Consider the following 25846-nt stretch of genomic DNA (forward strand, 5'->3'; position numbering starts at 1 on the left):
CAGTGTGCCCGCTACACCTCCAGGCGCACGCCGTAGGAGGTCAGCCAGACGTTCAGATCCAGCGCCAGCTCCAGGCCGTACCTGCTCATCGTGGTCGTCACCTTCTCGGCCGGCGCGAAGGCGGCCTCGCGGACGGCGTCGGCGTCGAGCAGCTGCAGCACCGGGGCGTCCTTGTCGGCGGCCAGCTCGCGCAGCGCGTCCCGGAGCGCCTGCTCGTAGCCCACGTCCTGGGTCACCGGGTACGGGGCCTTGACCCGCCGCACGATGGGCTCGGGCAGCAGGTCGGCCCCGGCCGCCCGCAGCAGGCTCTTCTCCCTGCCGTCGAACGTCTTCATCGACCAGGGCGTGTTGAACACGTAGTCGACCAGCCGGTGGTCGCAGAACGGCACGCGCACCTCCAGCCCGACGGCCATGCTCATCCGGTCCTTGCGGTCGAGCAGGAAGGGCAGGAAGCGGGTGAGGTGCAGGTAGCAGATCTCGCGCATGCGCCGCTCGCGGGCGTCCTGCCCGGCCACGTGGGGCACCTCGGCCAGCGCCGTACGGTAGCCGTCGGCGGTGTAGGCGTCCAGGTCGAGCTGCCGGATCAGCGACTTGTCGAGCATGTCGGTCGGCTGCTGCTCGCGCATCACCATCGCCAGCCACGGGAAGGTGTCGGCCTCGACCGTCTGCGGCAGGTGGAACCAGGCGTACCCGCCGAAGATCTCGTCGGCGGACTCGCCGGACAGCGCCACGGTCGAATGCTCCCGGATGGCGCGGAACAGCATGTAGAGGGAGGAGTTCATGTCGCCCAGGAAGCTCGGCGCGTCCCAGGCCCGGACGACCGAGGCCCGCAGCCCGGGGTCGGCCAGCTCCGCCGGCCCGAGGACGATGTCGGTGTGCTCGGAGCCGACGTGCTCGGCCAGCATCCGCACGAACGGCCGGTCGGGGTCGCCGCGGTACTCGTCGGCCCGGAAGTGCTCGGCGTAACCGGCGTAGTCCACGGCGAAGGAGCGGATCGGGCCGTGCGTCCTGGCCAGCGCGGTGACGACGCTGGAGTCGAGGCCGCCGGAGAGCAGCGTGCAGAGCGGCACGTCGGAGATCAGCTGCCGGCCGACGATGTCGTCGAGCAGCTCGCGCACCGTGCGTACGGTCGTGTCGAGGTCGTCGGTGTGCTCGCGGCCCTCCAGCGACCAGTAGCGGCGCAGCCGCGCGCCCTGCCGGCCCACGCGCAGCAGGTGGCCGGGCGGCAGCTCGCACAGGCCCTTGTAGACCGACCGCTGCCGGACGGTGGCCATGCTGAGGAGCTGGCGCAGGCCGTCGAGGTCGACCACGGGCGGGGCCAGCGGGTTGGCCAGGATCGCCTTGGGCTCGGAGCCGAACAGCACGCCGTTGGGCAGGGGGTAGTAGAACAGGGGCTTGATGCCCATGCGGTCGCGGATCAGCACGAGCTCCTGCGCGCGCTCGTCCCAGACGGCGAAGGCGTACATGCCGTTGATCCGGTCGGCGACGCCCTCTCCCCATTCCAGGTAGCCGCGCAGCACGACCTCGGTGTCGCTCCTGGTGCGGAAGCGGTGGCCCTTGGCGGCCAGCTCCTCGCGCAGCTCGCGGAAGTTGTAGACCTCGCCGCTGTAGGTGATGACGGCCAGGCCCTCGGCCTCGATCGGCATGTGGCCGCCCTCGACGTCGATGACGGCGAGCCTGCGGTTGCCGAGCGCGGCGTGCGGTTCGAGGTGCAGGCCCTGGTCGTCGGGGCCCCGGCAGCTCATGGTCGCGGTCATGGCGAGGGCGGTGGCCCGTTCGCCGGTCAGGTCGCGGTCGAAGTCCACCCATCCGGCGATGCCGCACATGCGAGGGTCCTCTCAGACGCAGTCCTGGTGGTGCTCCTCGGCGTCGTCTGACAACGTGCCTGACGCTCTCGCAACATAACCGCGCGGAGCTGATAGGTCCATACCCGACCAATTGCCCCTGAAAGCGGTCTGGGCCCGCACCCCGGAGAGGGTGCGGGCCCAGACGCGGGCTGCGTGAGGTCAGGCGGGAACGATGTTCTCGGCCTGCGGGCCCTTCTGGCCCTGCACGACATCGAAGGCCACCTTCTGGCCCTCGGTCAGCTCACGGTAGCCACCGTTGGAGACGATGTTGGAGTAGTGGGCGAAGACGTCGGCGCCGCCGCCGTCCTGCGCGATGAAGCCGAAGCCCTTTTCCGAGTTGAACCACTTCACGGTACCGGTAGCCATAACGATCTCCTTCAGATGACGTGCAGAGACGGGATCCGCACCGCGCGGATCCCCGTGTCGCCGCGATGAGCCCATCCCGGAGATGACCGGAAAACAAAAACGCACCTGAAAGTCCAGCTAGGTCAGGTGCGCACAAAGTCTTTTATGGGTACCACAACTGCAACGGGATTAAAGCTAGCACACGATCTGCTCCGGAGGCAAACGCGGGACGGTTCACCGCGGGTCGCGGCGCAGCGGATGGCCGGGCGGCACCTCCACCAGGACGATGCGATGGCCGTCGGGGTCGGCGATCCACATCTCGACCAGGCCCCACGGCTCCAGCCGCGGCTCGCGCAGCACCGTGACGCCCGCCTGCCGCAGGCGCTCCTCCTCGCGCCCGACGTCGCGCACCTGCAACCAGATCGACAGCGTGCCGCCGGTCGCGGGGCCGTCGGAACGCCCGGCGACCTCAAGGAAACCCTGGCCGAGGAAGAAGACCACGCCGGGATCGTCGTCGGGGCCGAACTCGCGGTAGACCGCCAGGCCGAGGGCGTCGGCGTAGAAGCGGCGGGTCCGGGCGGGGTCGGTCGGCCGCAGGAGCACGCGGCTGCTCAGCACGTCCACGAGGTCATCGTAGGCCGCGGCGGGCGCTGCGGCCCGGATCCGGCGGGCACACGTCGTGGCCCCGGAACCCGTCATGGGGTTCCGGGGCCACGCATCCTGACGTGTCTGGCGGGACTCGGCTCACGCGGGCCCGTCAGGCGTTCGGGGGCTGGTCGCCGAGCCGGCGCTGGAGGTCGGCGATCTGCCGTTCCAGGTCCGCGACCTGCCCGGACCTGGGGTCCGCGGGCGGGCTGAACTGGCCGTAGCGCACGGACCTGGTCTGGTCGCCGCCGGGCTGTTCGTAGGAGGGCTGTTCGTAGGAGGGCTGCTGGTGAGGGGGCTGGTGGAAGTGGGCGTCCGGGGCCGAGCCGTACGGGCTCGCGGCGTGGCCGTTCGCGCCGTACCCGCCGGGGCCGTAGCCGTCGCCGCCGTGGCCGTACGGGCTCTGGGCCTGGTGCATCGGCTGCACCGGCGGCGAGAGCTGGGCCTGGGCCGCGGGCAGCTGCTGCCACGGGGGCGGCGGCACCGCGCCGTACCCGGGCTGGGGCGAGACGATGGCCGGCTGGGGCCGCCGGCGTCCGCGCAGGACCTTGACCACGACCGCGGCGAGCACCAGGAGCAGCAGCACACCGCCGGCGATCAGCACCCACATGAGGATCGGCTTGGGCGTCTCGTCCTTGCCCGCGGAGATCGCCTGCTGGGAGTCGCTGATGTACTTGGCCACGTACGGGTGGTTCGGGAACAGCGCCTGGACCTCGCGGAACTTCGGCAGCGCGTCGGAGTAGTAGTGCCGGAAGAAGTCGTTGAGCGCCTCGTTGTACCGGGTCGTCGTGACGGCCTGGGCGGGCTTGACGTTCTTCTCGCCGAGCTTCTCCTTGATGATGCCGACCGGCAGGACGAAGCTCTCGCTCTCCGACGCCTCGCCGCCCTCGCTCACCGTGCCCGCGATCAGCATGCCGACGACCTTGCCGTCCTTGCTGAAGACCGGCCCGCCGGAGTTGCCGTGGTAGGACGGCGCCTGCGTCTGGATGTACGGCACGCCGGTCTGCGTGGTGCGCTTGGCGTTGTACGGGCCCTCGGTCAGGGCCGGCTCCAGCTTCGACTCCAGGCTGAAGAACGGCGTGTTGGTGACCAGGCCGGGGAAGCCGGAGATGTAGAGCGTGTCACCGGTGCGCACGTCGGCGTCGTCGCCGAGCGGCACGGTCGGCAGGTTCTGCTGGCCGTTCACCTTGAGCAGCGCGAAGTCCTTGCCCGGGTAGCTCTCGCCCACCGACACCAGCTCGGCCGGGACCGCCTTGGCCGTCTTGTCCACGCCGCCGCCGGGCAGGCTCTGCATGACCGACAGGCTCTGCTTGAGGTTGCTGAGCTGCATGTGGGTCGAGTTGAAGGTGACGTAGATCTGCTGGGCGAGCTTGAGGATCTCCTCGTCGTTCTTGAGGTCGCCCAGGCCGCTGATGATCTCCTTGGCGTCCTGCTTGTTGAACTTGGCCAGCGCCTGTTGGGCGAAGAGCTGGCTGAGCTCGGTCTCGCCGACCTGGACGCAGTGCGCGCCGGTGACCATGTAGCCGTCGGGGGTGACCCACCAGCCGGTGCACATGCCGCCGACCTCGGCCTCGACCGTACGCATCGGCGTGGTCGAGGACACGTAGGTGTCCACGTTGGCGGCGATCTGCTGGAAGACCCACTTGCCGATGCTGCGCTCGTCCGAGGAGATCTTGCCGGACTGGACGGCGGCGACGGCCTCCTGGACGATCTGGTTGTAGGCCGCCTCGTTGATCGTGTTGGACGGGACGGACACCGTCGCCGTGTAGGTGAAGCTGGTCAGCTGCACCGCGGGCTGCGTACGCGCCGCCAGCCAGGTGCCGACCGGGATGTCGGGCCGCTCGTCGGGGGTGCCGTCGGCGGCCGCCGGCAGCGCGGGCAGCATGACCGCCGCGACGACCGCCGCACCCGCGGCGACCCTCATCAGCCTGTTCCTGAAATATCCGCTCACAGGCGGAAATGATGAGTTAGCCCTCTTGTTCCTGGCTTGGAGCCGACTGGGAGCCCCCTCCAAGCCCTGCCGGGTCCGGTGCCGGAGGGGGCCGGCGCGTCAGGGCGTCTATGCGCCGGTGATCACGGTGAGGTCGGCGTCGAAGTCGCGGTCGAGGGGGAAGACCGGGCGGGCCAGGCGCTCGTACGGCAGGCGCTGCAGGTCCTGGTCGACCCCGCCCGGCGTGAGCGCGAGCAGCCAGTCGCCGGCCGCGTCGAACAACTCGGGCTCCAGATAGCCGATCTTGACCGTCACCAGGTCGACGTCGTCCACCTGGACGCCCAGCCGGGCGTAGGAGGCCAGCTCGCGGTACTGCATGCGCCGGGAGGTGACGAACACGCTCAGACCGCCCACCCGCACGCTGACGCACAACCCGCCGTCGGGGTCGTCGGCGACCGCCTCCAGCACGCCCTCGATCGGCAGCGGCCCCGGCTCGCGGGCGTCGATCCGGCCGCCCACTCGCAGACTGACCGGCGAGCCCGGCGTGAGGCCGGCGACCTGGGCCACGGCCTCGGGATCGACCAGCGAGGCGTACACCGCGCGGACCGAGCCGCCGGCGATCTCGGGACGGGCCAGCATGCGTTCGAGGGCGAAGGTGACGTCGTCGGCGCCGCCCGCGCCGGGGTTGTCGCCCGAGTCGCTGATGAAGAACGGGCGCCGGGCCGGGTCCTTGACCGCGGTCAGCGCCTGGTCGAGGCATTCGTCCATGGAACCGGTGGGCGCGACGAAGGTGAAGGCGTCGCGCGCCGCCCAGAACTGCTCGCCCAGCTCGCGGGCGGCCGCGGCGGTGGCGGCGGGGTCGGTGCCGGTGGCGACCACCGCGCCGCGGCAGCGGGGCTCGTCGGCCCAGGCGAAGCCGATCCAGATGGCCGCGTCGATGACGCCGTCCCTGGCCTCGATCTCGGGGACGCGGGCGTAGAGGCCCTTGGCCGGCTCGACGCGCGTGCTGGTCATCTCGCCGGGCAGCAGGATCGGCACGTGCACCAGGGCCTTGTGCGGACGCTGCCCGCGGCGCAGGGCCGCCACCAGGTTGCGCGCGGCGCGCTCGCGGGTCTCCCAGACGTCGACGTGCGGGGCGGTGCGGTAGCAGGTGAGCAGGTCGCAGCCGGCGAAGAACCGGTGGGAGACGTTGCCGTGCAGGTCCATGGCCGCCGAGACGAACGGCTGACCGCCGGTCACCGAGCGGACCACCGTGACCAGGTCGCCCTCGGCGTCCTCCAGCCCGACCACGCTCATCGCGCCGTGGATGTCGAGCAGGACGCCGTCCACCGGGCCGGCGGAGGCCAGCCCGGCGGCGATCTCGGCCGCCCAGGCGTCGTAGGTCTCCCTGGCCACGGCCCCGCCGGGCAGGGCGCGGGCGTGCACGAGCGGGATCCACTCGACGTCGGCCGCCCACGGCTCGGCGAGCCAGCCGTACCGCGCCAGCAGGGCGTCACCGCGGGTGACCTCGAAGTCGGCGGCGGTGCTCAGGTGCGGGGAGAAGGTGCTGGACTCGATGTGCACGCCGCCGACGGCGACGCGGAGGGGACGGGACACGGGCGGGGACTCCTTGCCTAGGAGGGACGGACGTCGGCCGAGGCGCGCACGAGGTGCCCGAGGCCGATCAGGGCGGCGTCCGGGCCGGCGGCGCTGGCCTCGATGGACAGTGACTGGGTCATGGACGGCAGGCAGCGCTTGTAGAGCATGCTCCGGGCGGCGGCCACGTAGACGTCGAGGCTGGACAGCGCGCCGCCGATGACGACGGCGTCGGGGTTGAGGAAGTTGACCAGGCCGGACAGGGCGACCCCGAGCAGCTCGCCGGCGTGGCGGACCAGGGTCACGACGGACGGCTCGGCGTCGACGGTGGCGGCGACGACGTCGCGCGGCGTGCTGACCCGCAGGCCGCGGTCCTTGAGCTGGCGGACCAGGGCCGCGCCGCTGGCCACCGTCTCCAGGCAGCCGCGGCTGCCGCAGGAGCACTCGCGCTCGCCGCTGTCGGCCACCCGCACGTGGGTGACGTCGCCGCTGAGGCCGCGGCCGCCGCGGTAGATCTGGCCGCCGCTGACCAGGCAGCCGCCGATGCCGGTGCCGGCCTTGACGTAGATCATGTCGCCGGGGTCGCGGCCCCGGCTGACGTACTCGCCGATGGCGGCGGCCTTGGCGTCGTTGTCGACGACCGCGGGCACGCCGAAGCGCTCCCTCAGGTGGGTCTGGGCGTCGAAGCCGCTCCAGCCGGGCATCCGGGCCGGGCCGATCAGCCGGCCGTGCGGGTGCTCGACCGGGCCGGGCAGCGCGACGCCGATGCCGAGCAGCGCCTGGCCGGGGGCCTTGGCCGTGCTGAGCTGCTCGTACGCCCGCCAGATGGCGTCGAAGACCTGGCCGGGCCCGTCCGCTATGTCGGTGGCGATCTCCCGTACGGCCAGCAGCCGGCCGTCGGGCGCGCACAGCCCCACGCGCGCGTGCTGGGCGCCCAGCTCGGACACCGCGAAGGCGCCCGGGACGTCGCGCAGCCGCAGGATCCGCGGCCGCCGCCCGCCGGTGGAGCGGCCGACGCCCTCCTCCAGGATGGCGCCCTCCTCCAGCAGCCGCCGGACCACGCTGGAGACCGTGGACGGAGCCACCTGGAGAGTCTCCACCAGATCGGCGCGCGACGTCGCCGCACCGCTGGCCAAGAGGCTGAGCGCCTGCTCACGCAGGTTGGCGGGACTCGATGGCTCCGGCATGCCGCTCCTCTTTCAGGCCGGTTCCCCGGCAGGCCCGTCGTCGCAACAGAGCCCCATCATGAGGCACCGGCGACTTCGACTCTAAACCGAAAGAAGTCAGCGAACAAAGCGAATTAGTTCCGTTGACTTCATGCGGGACCATCTATACATTCTCCGCATCGAACGCACCAGGCCCCCGGTAAGCGCAGGGCGCCGTGCGACGTCAACCGAGGAGATCCCATGGGGAGCAGATTCCACCGGCGCGGGCTCCGCGGCACCGGCGCCCTGGCGGGCGTGCTGGCCCTCGGGCTGGCGCTGACCGCGTGCAGCGGGTCCGCCGGCGGCGCGCAGAAGGGCGCCCAGAGCGGGGGCCAGAGCAAGGACGGCGTGACCGTCGCCCTCAGGACCCCGAACTGGATCCTGCCGATCTCGGCACCCGGCTTCACCCAGGGCGAGAACGTCATCTTCGGCTCCGCCCAGTACCGTCACCTGTACGAGTACCTGCTGGACGGCTCGGCGAAGTACAACATCGACCCCGGGCGCTCGATGGCCGAACCGCCCGAGGTGAGCGACGGCGGCAAGACGCTGACGATCACGCTGAAGGACAACACGTGGTCCGACGGCAAGCCCGTCACCACCCGTGACATCCAGTTCTGGTGGAATCTCGTCACCGCGAACAAGGACAAGTGGGCGTCCTACCGGGAGGGCGGCTTCCCGGACAACATCGCCGAGTTCAAGGTGAAGGACGACAAGACCTTCTCCCTGACGACCACGAAGACGTACAACACCGGGTGGTTCGTCGGCAACCAGCTCAACCGCATCGTGCCGCTGCCCCAGCACGTCTGGGACAAGGACTCGGCCACCGGCAAGGTGAGCGACCTCGACACCACCCCCGAGGGCGCCAAGAAGGTCTTCGACTTCCTCACCGCCGCGTCGAAGGACCCCAAGACGTACGCGACCAACGAGCTGTGGCAGGTCAACAGCGGCCCGTGGAAGCTGGAGAAGTACGTGCCGAACGGCGAGGTCGTCCTCACCGCCCGCGCGAACTACTCCGGCAGCGACAAGCCGAAGCTCAAGTCGGTCACGCTGCGCCCCTTCACCAGCGACGACGCCGAGTTCAACGTGCTGCGCGCCGGCCAGATCGACTACGGCTACGTGCCGCCGGCCAACCTGTCGCAGCAGAAGTACCTGGAGTCGAAGGGCTACCAGATCGCCCCCTGGTACGGCTGGTCCATCACCTACCTCCAGCTCAACTTCAACAACCCCGACTCGGGCCCCCTGTTCAAGCAGCTCTACCTGCGCCAGGCCCTGCAGTCGCTCATCGACCAGCCGACCATCAGCAAGGCCATCTGGTCCGGCATGGCGGCCCCGACCTGTGGGCCCGTCCCGGCCAAGCCCGGCACGAACGGCTCCAGTGAAGGCTGCGCCTACCCCTTCGACCCGGCCAAGGCCAAGCAGCTCCTGGAGAGCCACGGCTGGCAGGTGACCCCCGACGGCCAGACGACCTGCCAGAAGCCAGGCTCCGGCGCGGACCAGTGCGGCGAGGGCGTCAAGTCCGGCGCGAAGCTGGCCTTCACCGTCACCAGCCAGACCGGCTTCGCCGCGACGACCAAGATGTTCGCCGAGATCAAGTCGCAGATGTCCAAGCTGGGCATCCAGCTCACCATCAAGGAAGTGCCGGACTCGGTCGCGGTCACCCCGGCGTGCAAGTCCTCGGACTCCAACTGCTCGTGGGACATGTCGTTCTTCGGCTCGCAGGGCAGCTGGTACTACCCGGCCTTCCCCAGCGGCGAGCGGCTGTTCGCCACCGACGCCCCGGTCAACCTGGGCAGCTACAGCGACCCCGAGGCCGACAAGCTCATCGAGGCCACCCAGTTCGCCGACGACGAGGCGACGCTGAAGGCGTACAACGACCGGCTGGCCCAGGACCTGCCGGTGTTGTGGATGCCGAACCCCGTCTACCAGATCTCGGCGTACCGCGCCGGGCTCCAGGGCGTCACGCAGGACCCGATGAACAACATGTTCTTCCAGGACTGGTCCTGGAAGAGCTGAGACCGTCCCCGACTCCGGCGGCCCGTGCGGGGGTCGCCGGGGTCCCTGGAACAAGGAGGGGCCCCGCGTGGCCCGGTATCTGATCACCCGCTTGGGCCAGGCCCTGATCATCGTCGTGCTGGTCACGATGATCACGTTCGTCATCCTGCATCTCCTGCCGGGCGGCGCGGCGCGGGCCACCCTGGGCAAGGACGCGACGCTGGCCCAGCTGGCGGCGTTCGACCACGAAATGGGCTACGACCGGCCCTGGATCCAGCAGTACGTCATGTTCATCGGCCGCCTCCTGCGCGGCGACCTCGGCTACTCCTTCCAGCTCAACCAGTCGGTGGCCGAGGCCATCGGCCAGCGGCTGCCCAAGACCATGGTGTTGTCGTTGTTCTCGACGATGCTGGCCGTCGTCGTCGCCATCCCGCTCGGCGTCGTCCAGGCGATGCGGCGCAACCGGTGGCCCGACTACACGATCACCACCCTGTCGCTGCTGGCCTACGCCACGCCGATCTTCTTCATGGGTCTCATGATGATCATTCTCTTCTCGCAGGTCTGGCCGATCCTGCCGCCGGAGGCCTCGCAGGGGTTCACCCTCGGTGAGGTGCTGGCCGACCCGGCCGGGCTCGTCCTGCCCACCGTCACGCTCGCCATCGTGACCGTCGCCGTCTACTCGCGGTACGTGCGCTCCTCGATGGTCGACAACCTCAACGAGAACTACGTGCGCACCGCCCGCAGCAAGGGCCTGTCGGAGGCGCGCGTCGTCGCCCGGCACACGCTGCGCAACGGCCTGTTCCCGGTCATCACCCTGCTCGGGATGTACCTGCCCGCGCTGTTCAGCGGCGCCCTGGTCGTCGAGGCCCTGTTCAACTACCCCGGCATGGGCCAGCTGTTCTGGCAGGCGGCGCTGAAGCGGGACTTCCCGATCCTGTTCGGCGTCACGCTGATCATCGCGATCGCGACCGTGCTCGGCGCCCTGCTCGCCGACCTGCTGTACGCCGCCGTCGATCCGCGCGTCCGGCTCAGGACGGCGGCCCGCTCATGACCGCGCCCGCCGAGGCGACCGGCACGCCGGTCCCCGCCGAAGAGGCGCCCGTACGCGGCCAGTGGCGTCAGGCGCTGACCGTCTTCGCCGAGAACCGCCTCGCCCTGCTGGGCCTGATCATCTTCATCGTGCTGGCCGGCCTGTGCTTCCTCGGCCCGCTGTTCTACCGGACCGACCAGGTGCACACCGACCTCGCCTCGGTCTACCTGGCCCCCGGCACCCCGGGCCACCCGCTGGGCACCGACGGCGTCGGCTACGACCAGCTCGGCCGCCTGCTGCTCGGCGGGCAGACGTCCATCGTCGTCGGGCTGGCCGCCGGCGTGCTGGCCACGGTCGTGGGCACGATCTGGGGCGCCATCGCCGGCTTCACCAGCGGCTGGGTGGACGCGGCCATGATGCGGGTGGTCGACGCGATGATGTCGATCCCCTCGCTGTTCCTGTTCATGCTGATGGCGACCATCGTCACGCCGACCGTGCCGATGCTCATCCTCATCATCGGCGCCTTCGCCTGGCTGGGCCCGGCCCGGCTGGTCCGCGGCGAGGCGCTGACCCTGCGCTCGCGCGAGTACGTCCAGGCCATGCGGTCGATGGGCGGCACCGGCGGCCGGGCCGTACGGCGGCACATCATCCCCAACGCCATCGGCACCGTGATCGTCAACGCCACCTTCCAGGTCGCCGACGCCATCCTGTACGTCGCCTACCTGTCCTTCCTCGGCCTCGGCGTGCCGCCACCCGCGGCGAACTGGGGCGGGATGCTCTCCGACGGCCTCGCCAACACCTACAGCGGCTACTGGTGGCTGCTGTACCCGCCCGGGATCGCCATCATCCTCATCGTCCTCGCCTTCAACTTCATCGGCGACGGGCTGAGGGACGTCTTCGAGGTCCGCCTCCGGCGGCGCTAGGAGGAACGGAACATGAGCCCTTTGCTGCGCCTGCGCGACGTCAGCACCGACATCCCGCTGCGTCAGGGCGTCGTGCACGCCCTCGACCACGTCAACCTGGAGGTGCGGCAGGGCGAGACGCTCGGCATCGTCGGCGAGTCGGGCAGCGGCAAGACCATGACCGCCCTGTCGATCATGGGCCTGCTGCCGTCCGGCGGCCGCGTCGTCGGCGGCGAGATCCTGTTCGAGGGCCGCGACCTGCTGTCCCTGCCGCCCGCCGAGATGCGCAGGATCCGCGGCGTCGAGATGGGCATGGTGTTCCAGGACCCGCTCACCTCGCTCAACCCCACCATGCGCATCGGCGCCCAGGTCGCCGAGCCGCTCCGGGTCCACCAGGGCGTCGGCAAGGCCGAGGCGCGCGAGCGGGCCGTGGAGATCCTGCGCCGGGTCGGCATGCCGCGTCCCGACAAGATCGCCGACGCCTACCCCCACCAGCTCTCCGGCGGCATGCGCCAGCGCGTGGTCATCGCCATGGCCCTGGTCTGCTCGCCCCGGCTGCTCATCGCCGACGAGCCGACCACCGCCCTCGACGTCACCACCCAGCGCCAGATCCTGGAACTCATCGACGACCTGCGCGAGGAGTTCCAGATGGCGGTCATCCTGGTCACCCACGACCTGGGCGTGATCGCCAGCCGCGCCGACCGGGTCGCCGTCATGTACGCCGGCCGCGTGGTGGAGGCCGCGACCACCGCCGAGCTGTTCCGGCAGCCGCGCCACCGCTACACCGAGGCCCTCATGGAGTCGCTGCCCGGCGCGGCCGAGCACGACGACGGCGCGCTCTACAGCATCCCCGGCCTGCCGCCGGACCTGTCCCGGCCGATGACCGGCTGCCGGTTCGCCCCCCGCTGCCGCTTCGTGACCGAGGAGTGCCGCACCACCGACGTGACCCTGTCCGGCGGCGAGCACCAGCACGCCTGCCTGCACCCGGTGCTCCAGCCGCGGGCGCGCGCCGAGGCCGCCGGGCCGCGGCCCGACCGGGCCGGGCCGCAGGCCGGGACCGCGCCGATCCTGTCCGTCCGCGACCTGGTCAAGAACTACGACGGCACGGGGTCCCTGGGCCGCAAGGCGCCGCAGGTCAGCGCCGTCGCGGGGGTCGGCTTCGACGTGCGCCCCGGCGAGACGTTCGGGCTCGTGGGCGAGTCGGGCTGCGGCAAGTCGACCGTGGGCCGGCTGATCGTCGGCCTGGAGGAGCCCACCTCCGGCCAGATCGTGGTGGACGGCGCCGACATCGCCACGCTCGACCGGCGCGCCCGCCGCGCCATGCACCGGCGGGTCCAGCTCATGTTCCAGGACAGCTACGCGGCGATGAACCCGCGCATGCGCATCGACTCCATCCTGGCCGAGCCCCTGGAGATCCAGCAGGCCGGCGACCGGGCCGGCCGCCGCTCCCGCATCGGCACCCTGCTGGACCAGGTGGGCCTGCCGCGACGGGTGCTCGACCGCTACCCGCACGAGTTCTCCGGCGGTCAGCTCCAGCGCATCGGGCTGGCCAGGTCGCTGGCCCTGGAGCCGCGGCTGATCGTGTGCGACGAGCCGGTGAGCGCGCTCGACGTCTCCATCCAGGCCCAGGTGCTCAACCTCATGCGCGACCTGCAGCGCGAGCTGGGCCTGTCGTACGTGTTCATCAGCCACGACCTGTCCGTCGTGGACTACATGTCGGACCGGATCGGCGTCATGTACCTGGGCAAGCTCGTCGAGGTCGGGCCGGCCCGCGACGTCGTCAGGAAGGCCCGGCACCCGTACACGCAGGCGCTGATCGAGGCCGTGCCCTCGGCCGAGCCGGGCGTGGCGCCGCGCACCAGCGTCGCCATCAAGGGCGAGCTGCCCAGCGCGCAGAACCCGCCCTCGGGCTGCCGGTTCAGGACGCGCTGCCCGCTCGCCCAGGAGATCTGCGAGACCGAGCCGCCGCTGGCGGGTGGCGAGCACCAGGTGGCCTGCCACTTCCCGCTGCGCACGGCGGAGTGAGGCCCACGCGCGCCGGTCGCGGCCGTCAGCGGAGGGGATGGGCGCCCGGGTGCTCGTCCCACCACCGGCGGAAGAGGGGGTTGTCGTCGATGTGGTCCTCGAAGGCGGCGGCGAGCCCGCGGTAGATGGCCGCCGCCGCGTCCGCGCCGATCAGGTCCCTGCGCCAGGCCATGACCAGGTGCCCGACCTGCGGCTCGCCTGCCAGCGGCCGTACGGCGGTGCCCTCCGGCACCGGCCAGGTCGGGTCCACCAGGCGCACGCCCAGCCCGGCGGCGACCAGCGGGCGGCCGGCGCCGCTGGGGGCGTCGTAGCGCACGTCCGGCTCGAAGCCGGCGGCCCGGCAGGAGGCGCGCAGGGCGGCGAGCGAGCCGTCGTCGGCGCCGGGCGGGCTGATCCAGCGCTCGTTCCTGAGGTCGGACAGGCGCACCTCGGGCTGCTCGGCCAGCGGGTGCCCGGCGGCCATGGCCACGAAGATGGGATACCTGGGCACCAGCGTGCGGGTGACGACCGGCGGCGTGAGGGGCACGTCGAACCCCTCGATCATGCCCATGAGCGCGGCGTCGAGCTGGCCGTGGGTGAGCGCGTCGGCGAGCTGCACGCTGGACGGCTCGATGCGCAGGGAGATCGACCGGCCGGGTAACGCCTCGCCGACCCGGTCCACCACGCTGGCCACGCACGCCAGGTGGCTGCACCCGAGCCGCAGCCCGGTGACGGCCGGGTTCGCGTCGTGCAGGTCGCCGAAGAGCGAGTCGATCTCCGACAGGACGATCCGGGCGCGGGCGATGACCTGACGTCCGAGCTGGGTGGGTTCGACGCCGTTCCGGCTGCGGGTGAACAGCTCACCGCCCACCATCTCCTCGATCCTGCGGAGCTGGGTGGTGATCGCCGGTTGGGACAGCCCGAGGCGTGCGGCCGCCTTGGTCACGCTGCCGGCCTCGGCGATCGTACAGACCATTCGGAGATGCCGGAGATCCAGGTCCATAGCTCAGGATTATGTGACATGTGATGGCTCTTGGCGACGTATTGAGAACGCCCATAGGCAACACTTATGCGGCGTCGTATGACCACGCCCTCCGGACGGACCGCACACTCGTACCCGACCTCGCATCCATGCGGATACCCCCCGGAGGTTCTTGTGCGCAAGGTCCTGCACGGCTGGCGGATGATCGTCCCCCTGGCCGCATTAGCCCTACTCCCACCGTTCGCCGCGACACCGGCGAGCGCGGCGGCCGAACCGCCCCCGGCCGCCCGCCTCGCGGTCCCGGCCGACGACGCCCCGCACGTCGCCAAGTCCCGGCTCGACACCCGTGACCGGGCGCCCCAGCCCGCGGCCAAGGACGCCCTCCGCCGCGACTACGACGAACCCGCCACCCGGCCGGAGCACGCCAGACCGTCGGCGCGCAAGAGCGTCGCCGCGGCCGCCGCCTGCAACGTCTCCGACTTCACCAGCCGCACCGGCAGCGCCCTGGTCCAGCAGATCAAGGCCAGCGCCACCGACTGCGTCAACACCCTGTTCAACCTGACCGGCACGGACGCCTACAACGCCTTCCGCGAGGCGCAGATGACGACCGTCGCCTACGCCCTGCGCGACAACTCGGCGAACTACCCGGGCGACAACACCACCGGCACCGCCCAGCTCGTCCTCTACCTGCGGGCCGGCTACTACGTCCACTGGTACAACTCCGGCGACGTCGGCTCGTACGGCCAGGCACTCACCACCGCGATCCGGTCCGGGCTGGACGCCTTCTTCGGCAGCTCCCGGTCCTCGACCGTCAGCGACGCCAACGGCGAGGTGCTGGCCGAGGCCGTCACCCTCATCGACAGCGCCGAGCAGAACGACCGCTACCTGTACGTGGTCAAGCGCCTGCTCGACGGCTACAACAGCTCCTACGACGCGTCGTGGTGGATGCTCAACGCGGTCAACAACGTCTACACCGTGCTGTTCCGCGGCCACCAGGTGCCCGCGTTCGTCACCGCCGTGCAGGCCGACCGCAGCGTCCTGGACTCGCTGAACTCCTTCGCCACCAACCACCTGAACCTGCTCGGCACCGACCGCGCCTACCTCGCCTCCAACGCCGGGCGCGAGCTGGGCCGCTTCCTGCAGCACACGACGCTGCAGGCCGTCGTCCGGCCGCTGGCCAAGAACCTGCTCGGCCGCAGCGCCATGACCGGCGCCACCGCGCCGCTGTGGGTGGGCGTGGCCGAGATGACCGACTCCTACGACAAGGCCAACTGCTCCTACTACGGCACCTGCGACCTGGCGAACCGCCTGACGGCCGCCGTGCTGCCGATCACCCACACCTGCAGCGCCAGCATCAGGATCCGGGCCCAGGAGGTCACCTCCAGCCAGCTCGCCGCCACCTGCGCCAGCCTGGCCAACCAGGACGCCTTCTTCCACAACCTGGTCAAGGACAACGGCCCGGTCGCCAGCGACAACAACACCACGCTGGAAGTGGTGGTCTTCGACTCCAGCACCGACTACCAGACCTACGCCGGCGCGATGTTCGGCATCGACACCAACAACGGCGGCATGTACCTGGAGGGCGACCCGGCCGCCGCGGGCAACCAGCCCAGGTTCATCGCCTACGAGGCCGAGTGGCTGCGCCCCGACTTCCAGATCTGGAACCTCAACCACGAGTACACCCACTACCTCGACGGCCGGTTCGACATGTACGGCGACTTCAATGCCGGGGTGAGCACGCCGACCATCTGGTGGATCGAGGGCTTCGCCGAGTACGTCTCCTACTCCTACCGCAAGGTCGTCTACGACGCGGCGATCACCGAGGCGGGCAAGCGCACGTACGCGCTGAGCACGCTGTGGAACACCACCTACGACCATGACACCACCCGCATCTACCGGTGGGGCTACCTGGCCGTCCGCTACATGTTCGACAAGCACCCGGCCGACATCGCGACGCTGCTCGGCTCGTACCGGACCGGCGCGTGGAGCACCGCCAGATCGTTCCTCACCAGCACGATCGGCAGCCGCTACGACTCCGACTGGAACACCTGGCTCGCCGCCTGCGCGGCCGGGGCGTGCTCCGGGGGCGGCACCGGCAACCAGGCGCCCACCGCGAACTTCACCTCCACGGCCAGCGGGCTGACGGCCGCCTTCACCGACACCTCCACCGACTCCGACGGCACCATCGCCGCCCGCCGCTGGGACTTCGGCGACGGCGCCACCTCCACCGCGGCCAACCCGTCGCACGCCTACGCGGCGCAGGGCACGTACACCGTCACGCTGACCGTCACCGACAACGGCGGCGCCGCCGCGACGACGTCGAAGCAGGTCACGGTGTCGACCGGCGGCGGCTCGACGCCGGAGTGCACCGCCTCCGACACCCGCACGCTCGACAGGAACTGCAAGCGCAGCAACCTGTCGGCCACCCAGGGCAACTACGCCTACCTCTACATCTACCTGCCCGCGGGCACGGCCAGGCTGACCATCACCGCCTCCGGCGGCACCGGGAACGCCGACCTCTACTACAACGCCGCCACCTGGGCCACCACCTCGGCCTACACCCAGCGCTCCACCGCGTCGGGCAACGCCGAGACCCTGGTGATCAACAACCCGCCCGCCGGTTACAACTACATCAGCCTCCACGCCGCGCAGACCTTCTCGGGCGCGAGCGTCAAGACCGAGTACTAGACCGCCCGGGCGCCGGGGCCGGCGAACCCTCTCCCGCCGGTCCCGGCCCGGGCCCTCTCACCTCACTGGAGTGATCCGTGACTCTCCGTAACGTGCTGACCGCGGGGCTCCTGCTCGGCGTGGCGGCCTGCGGCGGCGGCGGCAAGGCCGTCACCCCGGCGACGACGGCCGGGGGCGGGACCCTGACGATCCTGTCCAACCAGGACTTCTCCCACCTGGACCCGGCCCGCAACTGGACGATGCCCCAGATGGACTTCGGCATCCGGCTGCTCTACCGCACCCTCACCACCTTCAAGGCGGGCAGCCACGAGATCGTCCCGGATCTGGCCACCGACCTGGGCACCGCCTCCGAGGGCGGCAAGGTGTGGACCTTCACCCTCAAGGACGGCGTCAAGTACGAGGACGGCACCCCCGTCACCGCGAAGGACATCAAGTACAACGTGGAGCGTTCCTTCGCCCCCGAGCTGCCCGGCGGCCCCAACTACGCCCAGCTCTACCTGGCCGGCGCCGACGGCTACAAGGGCCCGCTGAAGGGCAAGCACCTGGACTCGATCGAGACCCCGGACGACCGGACCATCGTCTTCCGCCTCAAGCGGCCGGTGGCCGAGTTCTCCTCCACGGTGACGCTGCCGACGTTCGCGCCGGTGCCGGCCGCGAAGGAGACCGGCGCGCAGTACGACAACCGGCCCTTCTCCTCCGGGCCGTACAAGATCGAGCGCTACGACCGGGGCAAGGAGATGGTCCTGGTGCGCAACCCGCACTGGTCGGCGGCCACCGACCCGGTGCGCAAGGCCGCGCCCGACCGCATCGTGGTCAAGCAAGGACTGCGGCAGGGCGTGATCGACGACCGGCTCATCGAGAGCAGGGGCGAGGACGCCACCTCGATCGCCTACACCGACGTCAGCGCCGCCAGCCTGGCCAAGATCCTGCCCCGGCCGGACGTGAAGTCCCGGCTGGTCAACGCCATGTCGGGATGCACCGACATGATCGGCTTCAACACCTCCAAGCCGCCCTTCGACGACGTGAAGGCCCGGCAGGCGGTGCACTTCGCCCTGGACAAGCAGGCGCTCCAGACCGCCGCCGGCGGCCCGGCCATGACCTCGATCGCCACCTCCTACCTGCCGCCGGCCCTGTCGGGCGGCACGCCGCAGGACGTGTTCCACCTCCCGCCGACGGGGGACGTCGAGAAGGCCAAGGCCCTGCTGGGCGGCAAGGCGCTGAACGTGCGGATGACGATCTCGACCGGTGACAAGGCGCTCGGCGAGGCCGTGCAGGCGTCGCTGAAGCGGGTGGGCGTCGAGGTCGTGCTCACGCCCGTCGATCCCTCGGTCTACTACGACACCGTCGGCGACACCGCCAAGACGCCCGACCTGTTCACCTACGGCTGGTGCCCCGACTACCCGTCCGGGGCGACGTTCCTGCCGCTGCTGTTCGACGGGCGCACGATCGTCGAGAAGGGCAACTCCGGCAACGTCTGGCAGTTCCGCGACGAGGCGGTCCAGAAGCGCATCGACGAGATCCAGGCCATGAGCGATCCGAAGGCCGCCGAAGCCGCCTGGGTCGACCTCGACCGGCAGGTCATGCAGTCCTCGCCGGCGGTGCCGTACGCGTGGGACCGCAAGCCGATCCTGGTCGGCAAGGACGTCTCCGGCGCGGTGGGCCATCCCGTCTGGTCCGGGCAGCTGGACTTCGCCGTCCTGGGGGTGAGGCAGAAGTGAGGAACGGCTACCCCGGATACCGGCGGAGCCGGACATGACGGCGACGGTCGTCACGGCGAGCCCGCCCGCCCGGCTGGTCAGGAAGCGCCTGCTGGGCGGCGCCGCCGCCCGGTTCGCGCTGGTCGTGGTGACGGTCCTGGTGCTGGTCGCGCTCGCCGCGCCGCTGCTCACCAGGCTGAACGGCTGGCCGCCGGACGCCTTCGACCCCTCCGCGATCGACCAGGAGCTGGCGGGCGTGCCCAAGGGGGCGCTGGGCGGCGTCAGCGGCGAGCACTGGCTCGGCGTCGAGCCCGTCAACGGCCGCGACGTGTTCAGCCGCGTCGTCCACGGCGCCCGCGTCTCGCTGATGGTCTCCACCCTGGCCACGCTGGTGTCGGTGCTGCTCGGCACCGTGCTCGGGCTGCTGGCCGGCTACCTCGGCGGCTGGGCGGACGCGGTGATCAGCCGGACCATGGACCTGCTCATGTCATTCCCGAGCCTGATCTTCATGATCGCCCTCATCTCGGTCATGCCGGACGGCGACCGGATGGTCCTGCTGGTGTGTGTGATGGGCGGGTTCGGCTGGCCGTACATCGGGCGGATCGTCCGGGGGCAGGCGATCTCCGTCAAGCACCGCGAGTACGTGGACGCCGCCCGGGTCGGCGGCGCGCTGAACGGCGTCATCGTCTTCCGCGAGATCATGCCCAACATCACCGCGCCGATCCTCGTGTACGCGACGCTCGCGGTGCCCGCCAACATCGGCACCGAGGCGGCGCTGTCGTTCCTCGGCGTCGGGGTGCGCCCGCCGACCGCGTCGTGGGGGCAGATGATCCAGGAGGCGATGCTCTGGTACGAGGTCGACCCGATGTACCTGCTCGTCCCCGGCACCTGCCTGTTCCTGACCGTGCTCGCCTTCACCCTCCTCGGTGACGCCCTGCGCGACGCCATCGACCCCAAGGGGGCGGCTCAATGACGTCGTACCTGGCCAGACGCGCCCTCGCGGTCGCCGGCGTGCTGCTGGTGATCTGCGCGGTGACCTTCGTGATCTTCTACGTGCTGCCGTCCGACCCGGCGGTCCAGGCGTGCGGCAAGACCTGCACGCCCGAGCGGGTCGCCGAGGTGCGCGCGCAGATGGGGCTGGACCGGCCGCTGTGGGAGCAGTTCGGCGGCTACGTCGCGGGCATCGTCGCCGGGCGCCCCGGCTGCCACGTGCCCTGCCTCGGCTTCTCCTACCAGAACGCGCTGCCGGTCTGGGACCTGCTGATCGACCGGCTCGGCGCCAGCGCGTCCCTGGCGGTCGGCGCGGCCCTGCTGTGGCTGGCCGTGGGCGTCACGGTCGGGGTGGTGTCGGCGCTGCGCCGGGGGAGCGCCCTGGACCGGACGCTGATGATCGCCACGCTGACCAGCGCGTCCCTGCCGGTCTACTTCGTGGCGATGGTGCTGCTCCTGCTGGTGGTCCGGGTGACCGGGCTGCTGCCGTACCCCGCGTACGTGCCGCTCACCGACGACCCCGCCGCCTGGGCCGGCAACCTGATCCTGCCCTGGGTCACGCTGGCCGCGCTCTACGCCGCCATGTACGCCCGGCTCACCCGGGCGCAGATGATCGAGACGATGGCCGAGCCATACATCAGGACGGCCCGCGCCAAGGGCCTGCACGAGCGGACGGTCGTCGCCAAGCACGGCATGCGCGCGGCCATGACCCCGGTCGTCACCGTCTTCGGCATGGACCTGGGCGGCCTGCTGGCCGGCGCGATGATCACCGAGACCGTGTACGGCCTGCCCGGCGTCGGCCGGCTCGCCTACGACGGCATCGTCAAGTCCGACCAGCCCGTGATCCTCGGCACGACGCTGCTCGCGGCCTTCTTCATCGTGCTGGCCAACCTGCTGGTGGACCTGGTCTACGCGGTCATCGACCCCAGGGTGAGGTACTCGTGATCCTTTCCGTGCGCGACCTGTCGGTGAGCTTCGGCGACGTCCGGATCGTGGACGGCGTGTCGTTCGGCGTCGAGCGGGGGCGGACCCTGGGCGTCGTCGGCGAGTCCGGGTCCGGCAAGTCCGTGACCGCGCTGTCGCTGCTGGGGCTGCACCGCCGGGCGACCGTGGCCGGGTCGATCGAGCTCGACGGGGAGGAGCTCGTCGGGGCCCCGGCCGAACGGCTGCGCCGGCTGCGCGGCAGCGCGGTGTCGATGATCTTCCAGGATCCGCTGTCGTCGCTGCATCCCTTCTTCACCGTGGGGGAGCAGATCGCCGAGGCGTACCGGCTGCACCGCCGGGCCGGCCGGCGGGCGGCCCGCGAGCGGGCGGTCGAGATGCTGGCCGAGGTGGGCATCCCGGAGCCGCGGCGGCGCGCCGGGGAGCATCCGCACCGCTTCTCGGGCGGCATGCGGCAGCGGGCGATGATCGCGATGGCGCTGGCCTGCGAGCCGGGCGTGCTGATCGCCGACGAGCCGACGACGGCGCTCGACGTGACCGTCCAGGCGCAGATCCTCGACCTGATCGCGCGCATCCAGCGGGAGCGGGGGCTCGCGGTCGTCCTGATCACCCACGACCTGGGCGTGGTGGCGCGCATGGCCGACGACGTCCTGGTCATGTACGGCGGCCGGACCGTGGAGCACGCCCCCGCCAGGGAGATCTTCAAACGGCCGCTGCACCCGTACACGCGGGCCCTGCTGGACTCGGTGCCGGGCGCGCCGCCGCCGGACGCGCTGACCGGCGCGGCGGCGGCCCCCGGCCGGGCGCGGCTACGGGCGATCGCGGGGGCGCCGCCCTCACTGCTCGCGCCGCCGCCGGGCTGCCGGTTCCACCCGCGCTGCCCGGCCGCCCTGGACGTCTGCGCGACCACGCGCCCGCCGCTCACCGGCGACCCCCACCGGGTCGCGTGCCACCTGGAAGGAGCCGACCACTGATGCTCTCCGTGCGCGACCTGCGGATGACCTTCTCCGGACGCCGCGGGCAACGGGTCCGGGCGGTGGACGGCGTGAGCTTCGACGTGCCGGAAGGCCAGGCGCTCGGCCTGGTCGGGGAGTCGGGCTGCGGCAAGTCCACCACCGGGCGCATGATCGTGCGGCTGCTGGAGCCCACCGGCGGGACCGTCACCTTCGACGGCCACGACATCACCCATCTGGGCCCCCGGGCCCTGCTGCCGATGCGCGGCCGGCTCCAGATGATCTTCCAGGACCCGTACGCGTCGCTCAACCCGCGCCACACCGTCCGGCAGATCGTCGCCGGGCCGCGCCGGACGGTCGACCGGGACGGCGTCGTCGAGCTGCTCCGGCTCGTCGGCCTGGACGCCGAGCACGCCGACCGCTACCCCCACGAGTTCTCCGGCGGACAGGCGCAGCGGATCGGCATCGCCCGCGCGCTCGCCTCCAGGCCCCGGCTGGTGGTCTGCGACGAGCCGGTCTCGGCGCTGGACGTGTCCATCCAGGCCCAGATCGTCAACCTGCTCGCCGACCTGCGGGCCGACCTAGGGCTCGGCTACCTGTTCATCGCCCACGACCTGTCGGTGGTGCGGCACATGTGCGAGACGGTCGCCGTCATGTACCTGGGCCGGATCGTGGAGACCGGCTCGTCGGACACCGTCTACTCCGATCCGGCCCACCCCTACACGCGCACGCTCCTGTCGGCCGTGCCGGTGCCCGATCCGGAGGTGGAGGCCACGCGGGAGCGCATCGTCCTGCAGGGCGACCCGCCCAGCCCGCTCGCGCCGCCGCCCGGCTGCACCTTCCATCCCCGCTGCCCGAAGGCGCAGCCGTTGTGCCGGACCGAGCCGCCCGCGCTCACGACGGTCAGGGGACGGCAGGTGAGCTGCCACTTCCCGGAGGAGTGAGCGGGCTCGCGAAGAGATCTCGAAAGGCGGCGGCGGCCAGAGCGGTCGTCGCCGCCAGTACTTTCCTCTCATCGTGAACCGCCGGAGCGGAGGGACGCGACAGAGAGGCATGACACCGATGAACGGGCTCCCGTGAGCGAGCACGAGACGTGGCAGGACGCCCGGCTGCTGGCGGCCGTGGCCGACGGCGACCGGCGTGCGCTGGAAGTCCTCTATGCCCGGCACGCGCCCTGGCTGCTCCTCCGGCTCACCCGCCGCTGCGCCGACCCGGCCGTGGTGGACGAGGCGGTCCAGGACACCTTCGTCGCGGTCTGGCGTACCGCGCGCAAATGGAACGGGCGGGGCGAGGTCGCGGCCTGGATCTGGGGGATCGGCGTGCGCCGCCTGCTCGACCAGCTGCGCCGCCGCCCCGCGGCGGTGCTGCCCGCCCACGAGCAGGTCATGGTCTCCGCCGAGGAGCAGGTGCTGCTCGGCATCGAGTACGGCGAACTCGGCCGGGCGCTCAACCAGCTCTCCCCGGAGCTGCGCGCCGTGGTCCAGGCGACCGTGCTGGACGGCCTGACCACCCGCGAGGCCGGACGCCTGCTCGGCATCCCGGCCGGCACGGTCAAGACCCGGATGATGCGCGCCCGCGCGCTGCTGAGGGAGGAACTGGCGTGACCGCCTGGCACATGGACGACGGCATGGCCGCGGCGTACGCGGCGGGCGAGCTGGCCGCGACGCCCGCCGCCTCCGTCGAGGCCCACCTGCTGGCCTGCGAGCAGTGCCGGCTCCTGCTGGCCGCGCGGGTGCCGCGGGCCCGCCTGGACCGGGTCTGGGACGACATCGCCGACGCCGTGGACGCGCCCGCCCCCCGCCCGGTCGAACGGCTGCTGCGGGCCGCCGGGGTGCGCGAGCACACCGCCCGCCTGCTGGGCGCCACGACCTCGCTGCGGCTGCCGTGGCTGGCCGCGAGCGCCGTGGCGCTGTTCTTCGCCGCGCTGGCCTCGGGGGAGACGACCCGGTGGGGGCTGCTGACGTTCCTCACGCTGGCGCCGGTCGTGCCGGTGGCCGGGGTCGCCGTGGCCTTCGGGCGGGACGGCGATCCGGCGTACGAGATCGGGCTGGCCGCGCCGTACTCGACGTTCCGGCTCATGCTGATGCGGGCCGCCGCCGTGGTGGCGACGTCGTCGGCGCTGGCGCTGGCGGCCGGACTGACCCTGCCGGGCGGCGGCTGGGCGACGGCCGCGTGGCTGCTGCCCTCGCTCGCCCTGACCTCGCTGACCCTGGCGCTGTCCAGCCGGTACGACCCGCGCCGCTGCGCCGTCGCGGTGACCGTGCCCTGGGTGGCCGCGGTCGTCGCCACGAACGTGCGCGAGCCGGACCTGGCCATGTTCGGGGCCGCCGGGCAGGCCGGCTACCTGGCCGTCATCGTGGTGTCCGTCGTGCTGCTCGTCGTCCGGCGCAGGGAGTTCTCATGATCGAGGCAGTCGGCCTGGTGAAGACCTACGGCCGCCACCGGGCCCTGGACGGGCTCACCCTCAGCGCGGGCAAGGGCGTCACCGGCCTGCTCGGCCCGAACGGCGCGGGCAAGAGCACCCTCGTCCGGGTCCTCGCGACCGTCCTCACGCCGGACGGGGGCGAGCTGCGGCTGCTCGGCCGCGACCCGGGCGCGGGCCGGCTGGAGATCCGGCGGCGGCTCGGCTACCTGCCGCAGGAGCTGGGCTTCCAGCGCGGACTCACCGCGTTCGAGTTCATCGACTACGTGGCGGTCCTGAAGGAGATGACACACCGCCGGTCCAGGCACGACGAGGTGCGCCGGGTGATCGAGGAGGTCGGGCTCACGTCCGTGAGCGGCAGGCGCGTCCGTACGCTGTCGGGCGGCATGCGGCGGCGCCTCGGCATCGCCCAGGCCCTGCTCGGCGAGCCCGACCTGATCCTCCTGGACGAGCCCGCCGCCGGTCTCGACCCGGAGCAGCGGCTGCTGTTCGGCGAACTGGTCGCCCGGCTCGGCCAGGACCGCGCGGTCGTGCTGTCCACCCACCAGACGGACGACGTCGCCGCCCTCTGCGACCGGGTGGTCGTGCTCAAGGACGGCCGGTGCGCGTTCACCGGCACCCCCGCCGAGCTCCGGGCGCTGGCCGAGGGGCAGGTCTGGGTGTCGGCGGAGAAGGCGGCCGGCCGCTCGCGGCGGACCGGCGACGGCCTGTACCGCGGCCTCGGCCCCGCCCCCGGGGACGCCCGCCCCGCCGACCCCACCCTGGAGGACGGCTACCTGCTGCTCCTCACCGCCGCGACCACGGAGACGACGGCATGACGCGCCACGTGAGCCCCGTCGCGCCGGGCGGATCCGACGAGCTGGAGAACGGCAGGGGCCCCGCCCACCTGCTGCCCGCGCACCTGCTGCCCTCGCTCGCGCTGGCCGAGACCCGGCGGCTGATGCTGCACCCGCTCGCGATCACCGGCCTGATCCTGCACCTGATCGGCGTGGCCGCCACGGAATGGGCGCCCCGGCCCGCCTACAGCGCGCTCACCAGCGGCCTCGTCCTCCCGCTGGGCGTGCCGGTGTTCTTCGCCGCGGTGCTCACGGCCTCGGCGACCAGACGCGCGGGCACCGACGAGCTGCTGGCCGCGACCCCCGCCGGGCGCGACCTGCGCACCGCGGCCTCCTGCCTGGCCGCGCTGGGGCCGTTCCTGCTGGCCTGCGCGATGCAGGCCGTCATGGCGACGGTCTACGCGGTCGCCGGCGTCGAGCTGGAGCGCTTTCCGAGCCTGTCCGAGATCGGGGCCGGGCCGTTGTGCGTGCTCGGGGCCGGCACGCTGGGGGTCGCGGTGGCCCGGTGGCTGCCGTGGCCGGGGGCGTCCGTCCTGGTGATGCTGGCGCTGATCGCCGTCAACGGGGTCGTGGAGCCGCTGCACTCGACGCTGACCATGTTGGGTTTCTACGTCGAGTTCGCGCGGTGGGGGCCGCCGCCGTACCTGGAGGCCGTGGGGTTCGTGGCCGGCTCGCCCGACTGGCACGCCCTCTACCTGCTGGCGCTGAGCCTGGGGGCCGGGGCGCTGGCGATGATCCGTGACTCCGCCCGGCGCGGCCTCTGGCTCGGCGTCGGCGCCGTCCTGCTCGCGATCGCGGCCGTGGCCGCCACCCGGCAACTCCCGTGATCCTCGGGTGTGCGCCCGGTGTGGGGGGCCGGGC

Annotated in this window: 21 protein-coding genes; 14 read left to right on the top strand and 7 right to left on the bottom strand. The window is 71.8% G+C overall.

Translation table 11 applies throughout. The annotated features are described in order from the left end of the window. Positions 1 to 11: 11 nt before the first annotated feature. From asnB to AB0J46_RS44850, 6 genes are all read right to left on the bottom strand, one after another. On the bottom strand, positions 12 to 1826 hold the full coding sequence (gene asnB, locus AB0J46_RS44825) for an asparagine synthase (glutamine-hydrolyzing) (RefSeq protein WP_364341516.1): 1815 nt from the start codon (positions 1824 to 1826) through the stop codon (positions 12 to 14). Positions 1827 to 2006: 180 nt separating this feature from the next. After that, positions 2007 to 2213 carry a cold-shock protein gene (locus AB0J46_RS44830; protein WP_055509312.1) on the bottom strand — a complete coding sequence of 69 codons (207 nt, stop codon included), beginning with the start codon at positions 2211 to 2213 and terminating at the stop codon, positions 2007 to 2009. 213 nt (positions 2214 to 2426) lie between these two features. Then, positions 2427 to 2816 carry a VOC family protein gene (locus tag AB0J46_RS44835; protein ID WP_364341517.1) on the bottom strand — a complete coding sequence of 130 codons (390 nt, stop codon included), beginning with the start codon at positions 2814 to 2816 and terminating at the stop codon, positions 2427 to 2429. A gap of 133 nt (positions 2817 to 2949) precedes the next feature. After that, positions 2950 to 4761, bottom strand: a complete 1812-nt coding sequence (locus AB0J46_RS44840; RefSeq protein WP_364341519.1) for a serine protease — start codon at positions 4759 to 4761, stop codon at positions 2950 to 2952. 135 nt (positions 4762 to 4896) lie between these two features. Beyond that, positions 4897 to 6363: a M81 family metallopeptidase gene (locus AB0J46_RS44845; protein ID WP_364341521.1), complete on the bottom strand. Its 1467-nt coding sequence runs from the start codon at positions 6361 to 6363 to the stop codon at positions 4897 to 4899. Positions 6364 to 6380: 17 nt separating this feature from the next. Further along, complete coding sequence (locus AB0J46_RS44850) at positions 6381 to 7529, bottom strand: ROK family transcriptional regulator (RefSeq protein ID WP_364341523.1); 1149 nt, start codon at positions 7527 to 7529, stop codon at positions 6381 to 6383. A 219-nt stretch (positions 7530 to 7748) separates the two neighbouring features. On the opposite strand from AB0J46_RS44850, the gene AB0J46_RS44855 reads away from it, so the two are divergent. From AB0J46_RS44855 to AB0J46_RS44870, 4 genes are all read left to right on the top strand, one after another. Beyond that, entirely contained in the window at positions 7749 to 9560 is a 1812-nt protein-coding gene (locus AB0J46_RS44855) for a peptide ABC transporter substrate-binding protein (protein WP_364341525.1), read from the top strand. Between the two features lie 67 nt (positions 9561 to 9627). Continuing rightward, entirely contained in the window at positions 9628 to 10590 is a 963-nt protein-coding gene (locus AB0J46_RS44860) for an ABC transporter permease (protein WP_357983673.1), read from the top strand. After that, positions 10587 to 11492 carry an ABC transporter permease gene (locus AB0J46_RS44865; RefSeq protein ID WP_364341527.1) on the top strand — a complete coding sequence of 302 codons (906 nt, stop codon included), beginning with the start codon at positions 10587 to 10589 and terminating at the stop codon, positions 11490 to 11492. Before AB0J46_RS44860 ends, AB0J46_RS44865 begins: the two co-directional genes overlap by 4 nt. 12 nt (positions 11493 to 11504) lie before the next feature. Further along, positions 11505 to 13496: an ABC transporter ATP-binding protein gene (locus AB0J46_RS44870; protein ID WP_364341529.1), complete on the top strand. Its 1992-nt coding sequence runs from the start codon at positions 11505 to 11507 to the stop codon at positions 13494 to 13496. A 25-nt stretch (positions 13497 to 13521) separates the two neighbouring features. On the opposite strand, the gene AB0J46_RS44875 is transcribed toward AB0J46_RS44870, so the two are convergent. Continuing rightward, on the bottom strand, positions 13522 to 14478 hold the full coding sequence (locus tag AB0J46_RS44875; protein ID WP_364341531.1) for a LysR family transcriptional regulator: 957 nt from the start codon (positions 14476 to 14478) through the stop codon (positions 13522 to 13524). Positions 14479 to 14631: 153 nt separating this feature from the next. On the opposite strand from AB0J46_RS44875, the gene AB0J46_RS44880 reads away from it, so the two are divergent. The 10 genes from AB0J46_RS44880 to AB0J46_RS44925 all read left to right on the top strand — a co-directional run bounded on the left by AB0J46_RS44880 (position 14632) and on the right by AB0J46_RS44925 (position 25812). Next, positions 14632 to 17145: a collagenase gene (locus tag AB0J46_RS44880; RefSeq protein ID WP_364341533.1), complete on the top strand. Its 2514-nt coding sequence runs from the start codon at positions 14632 to 14634 to the stop codon at positions 17143 to 17145. A gap of 77 nt (positions 17146 to 17222) precedes the next feature. Beyond that, on the top strand, positions 17223 to 18863 hold the full coding sequence (locus AB0J46_RS44885; protein WP_364341535.1) for an ABC transporter substrate-binding protein: 1641 nt from the start codon (positions 17223 to 17225) through the stop codon (positions 18861 to 18863). 34 nt (positions 18864 to 18897) lie between these two features. Next, entirely contained in the window at positions 18898 to 19815 is a 918-nt protein-coding gene (locus AB0J46_RS44890; RefSeq protein ID WP_364341537.1) for an ABC transporter permease, read from the top strand. After that, positions 19812 to 20777, top strand: a complete 966-nt coding sequence (locus AB0J46_RS44895; protein WP_358005210.1) for an ABC transporter permease — start codon at positions 19812 to 19814, stop codon at positions 20775 to 20777. The genes AB0J46_RS44890 and AB0J46_RS44895 overlap by 4 nt, the downstream gene beginning before the upstream one ends. Further along, positions 20774 to 21748 (top strand): ABC transporter ATP-binding protein, encoded by a 975-nt coding sequence (locus AB0J46_RS44900; protein WP_364341539.1) that lies wholly within the window; start codon positions 20774 to 20776, stop codon positions 21746 to 21748. The genes AB0J46_RS44895 and AB0J46_RS44900 overlap by 4 nt, the downstream gene beginning before the upstream one ends. Beyond that, on the top strand, positions 21748 to 22671 hold the full coding sequence (locus tag AB0J46_RS44905) for an ABC transporter ATP-binding protein (protein ID WP_364341541.1): 924 nt from the start codon (positions 21748 to 21750) through the stop codon (positions 22669 to 22671). The genes AB0J46_RS44900 and AB0J46_RS44905 overlap by 1 nt, the downstream gene beginning before the upstream one ends. A 132-nt stretch (positions 22672 to 22803) precedes the next feature. Continuing rightward, complete coding sequence (locus AB0J46_RS44910; protein WP_364341543.1) at positions 22804 to 23331, top strand: RNA polymerase sigma factor; 528 nt, start codon at positions 22804 to 22806, stop codon at positions 23329 to 23331. Then, positions 23328 to 24131 carry a zf-HC2 domain-containing protein gene (locus AB0J46_RS44915; protein ID WP_364341545.1) on the top strand — a complete coding sequence of 268 codons (804 nt, stop codon included), beginning with the start codon at positions 23328 to 23330 and terminating at the stop codon, positions 24129 to 24131. The genes AB0J46_RS44910 and AB0J46_RS44915 overlap by 4 nt, the downstream gene beginning before the upstream one ends. Continuing rightward, entirely contained in the window at positions 24128 to 24967 is an 840-nt protein-coding gene (locus AB0J46_RS44920) for an ATP-binding cassette domain-containing protein (RefSeq protein WP_364341547.1), read from the top strand. The genes AB0J46_RS44915 and AB0J46_RS44920 overlap by 4 nt, the downstream gene beginning before the upstream one ends. Next, complete coding sequence (locus AB0J46_RS44925; protein WP_364341549.1) at positions 24964 to 25812, top strand: hypothetical protein; 849 nt, start codon at positions 24964 to 24966, stop codon at positions 25810 to 25812. The genes AB0J46_RS44920 and AB0J46_RS44925 overlap by 4 nt, the downstream gene beginning before the upstream one ends. Positions 25813 to 25846 lie beyond the last annotated feature (34 nt).

It is taken from the genome of Nonomuraea sp. NPDC049758 (genome assembly GCF_040674635.1).
Classification (GTDB): Bacteria; Actinomycetota; Actinomycetes; order Streptosporangiales; family Streptosporangiaceae; genus Nonomuraea.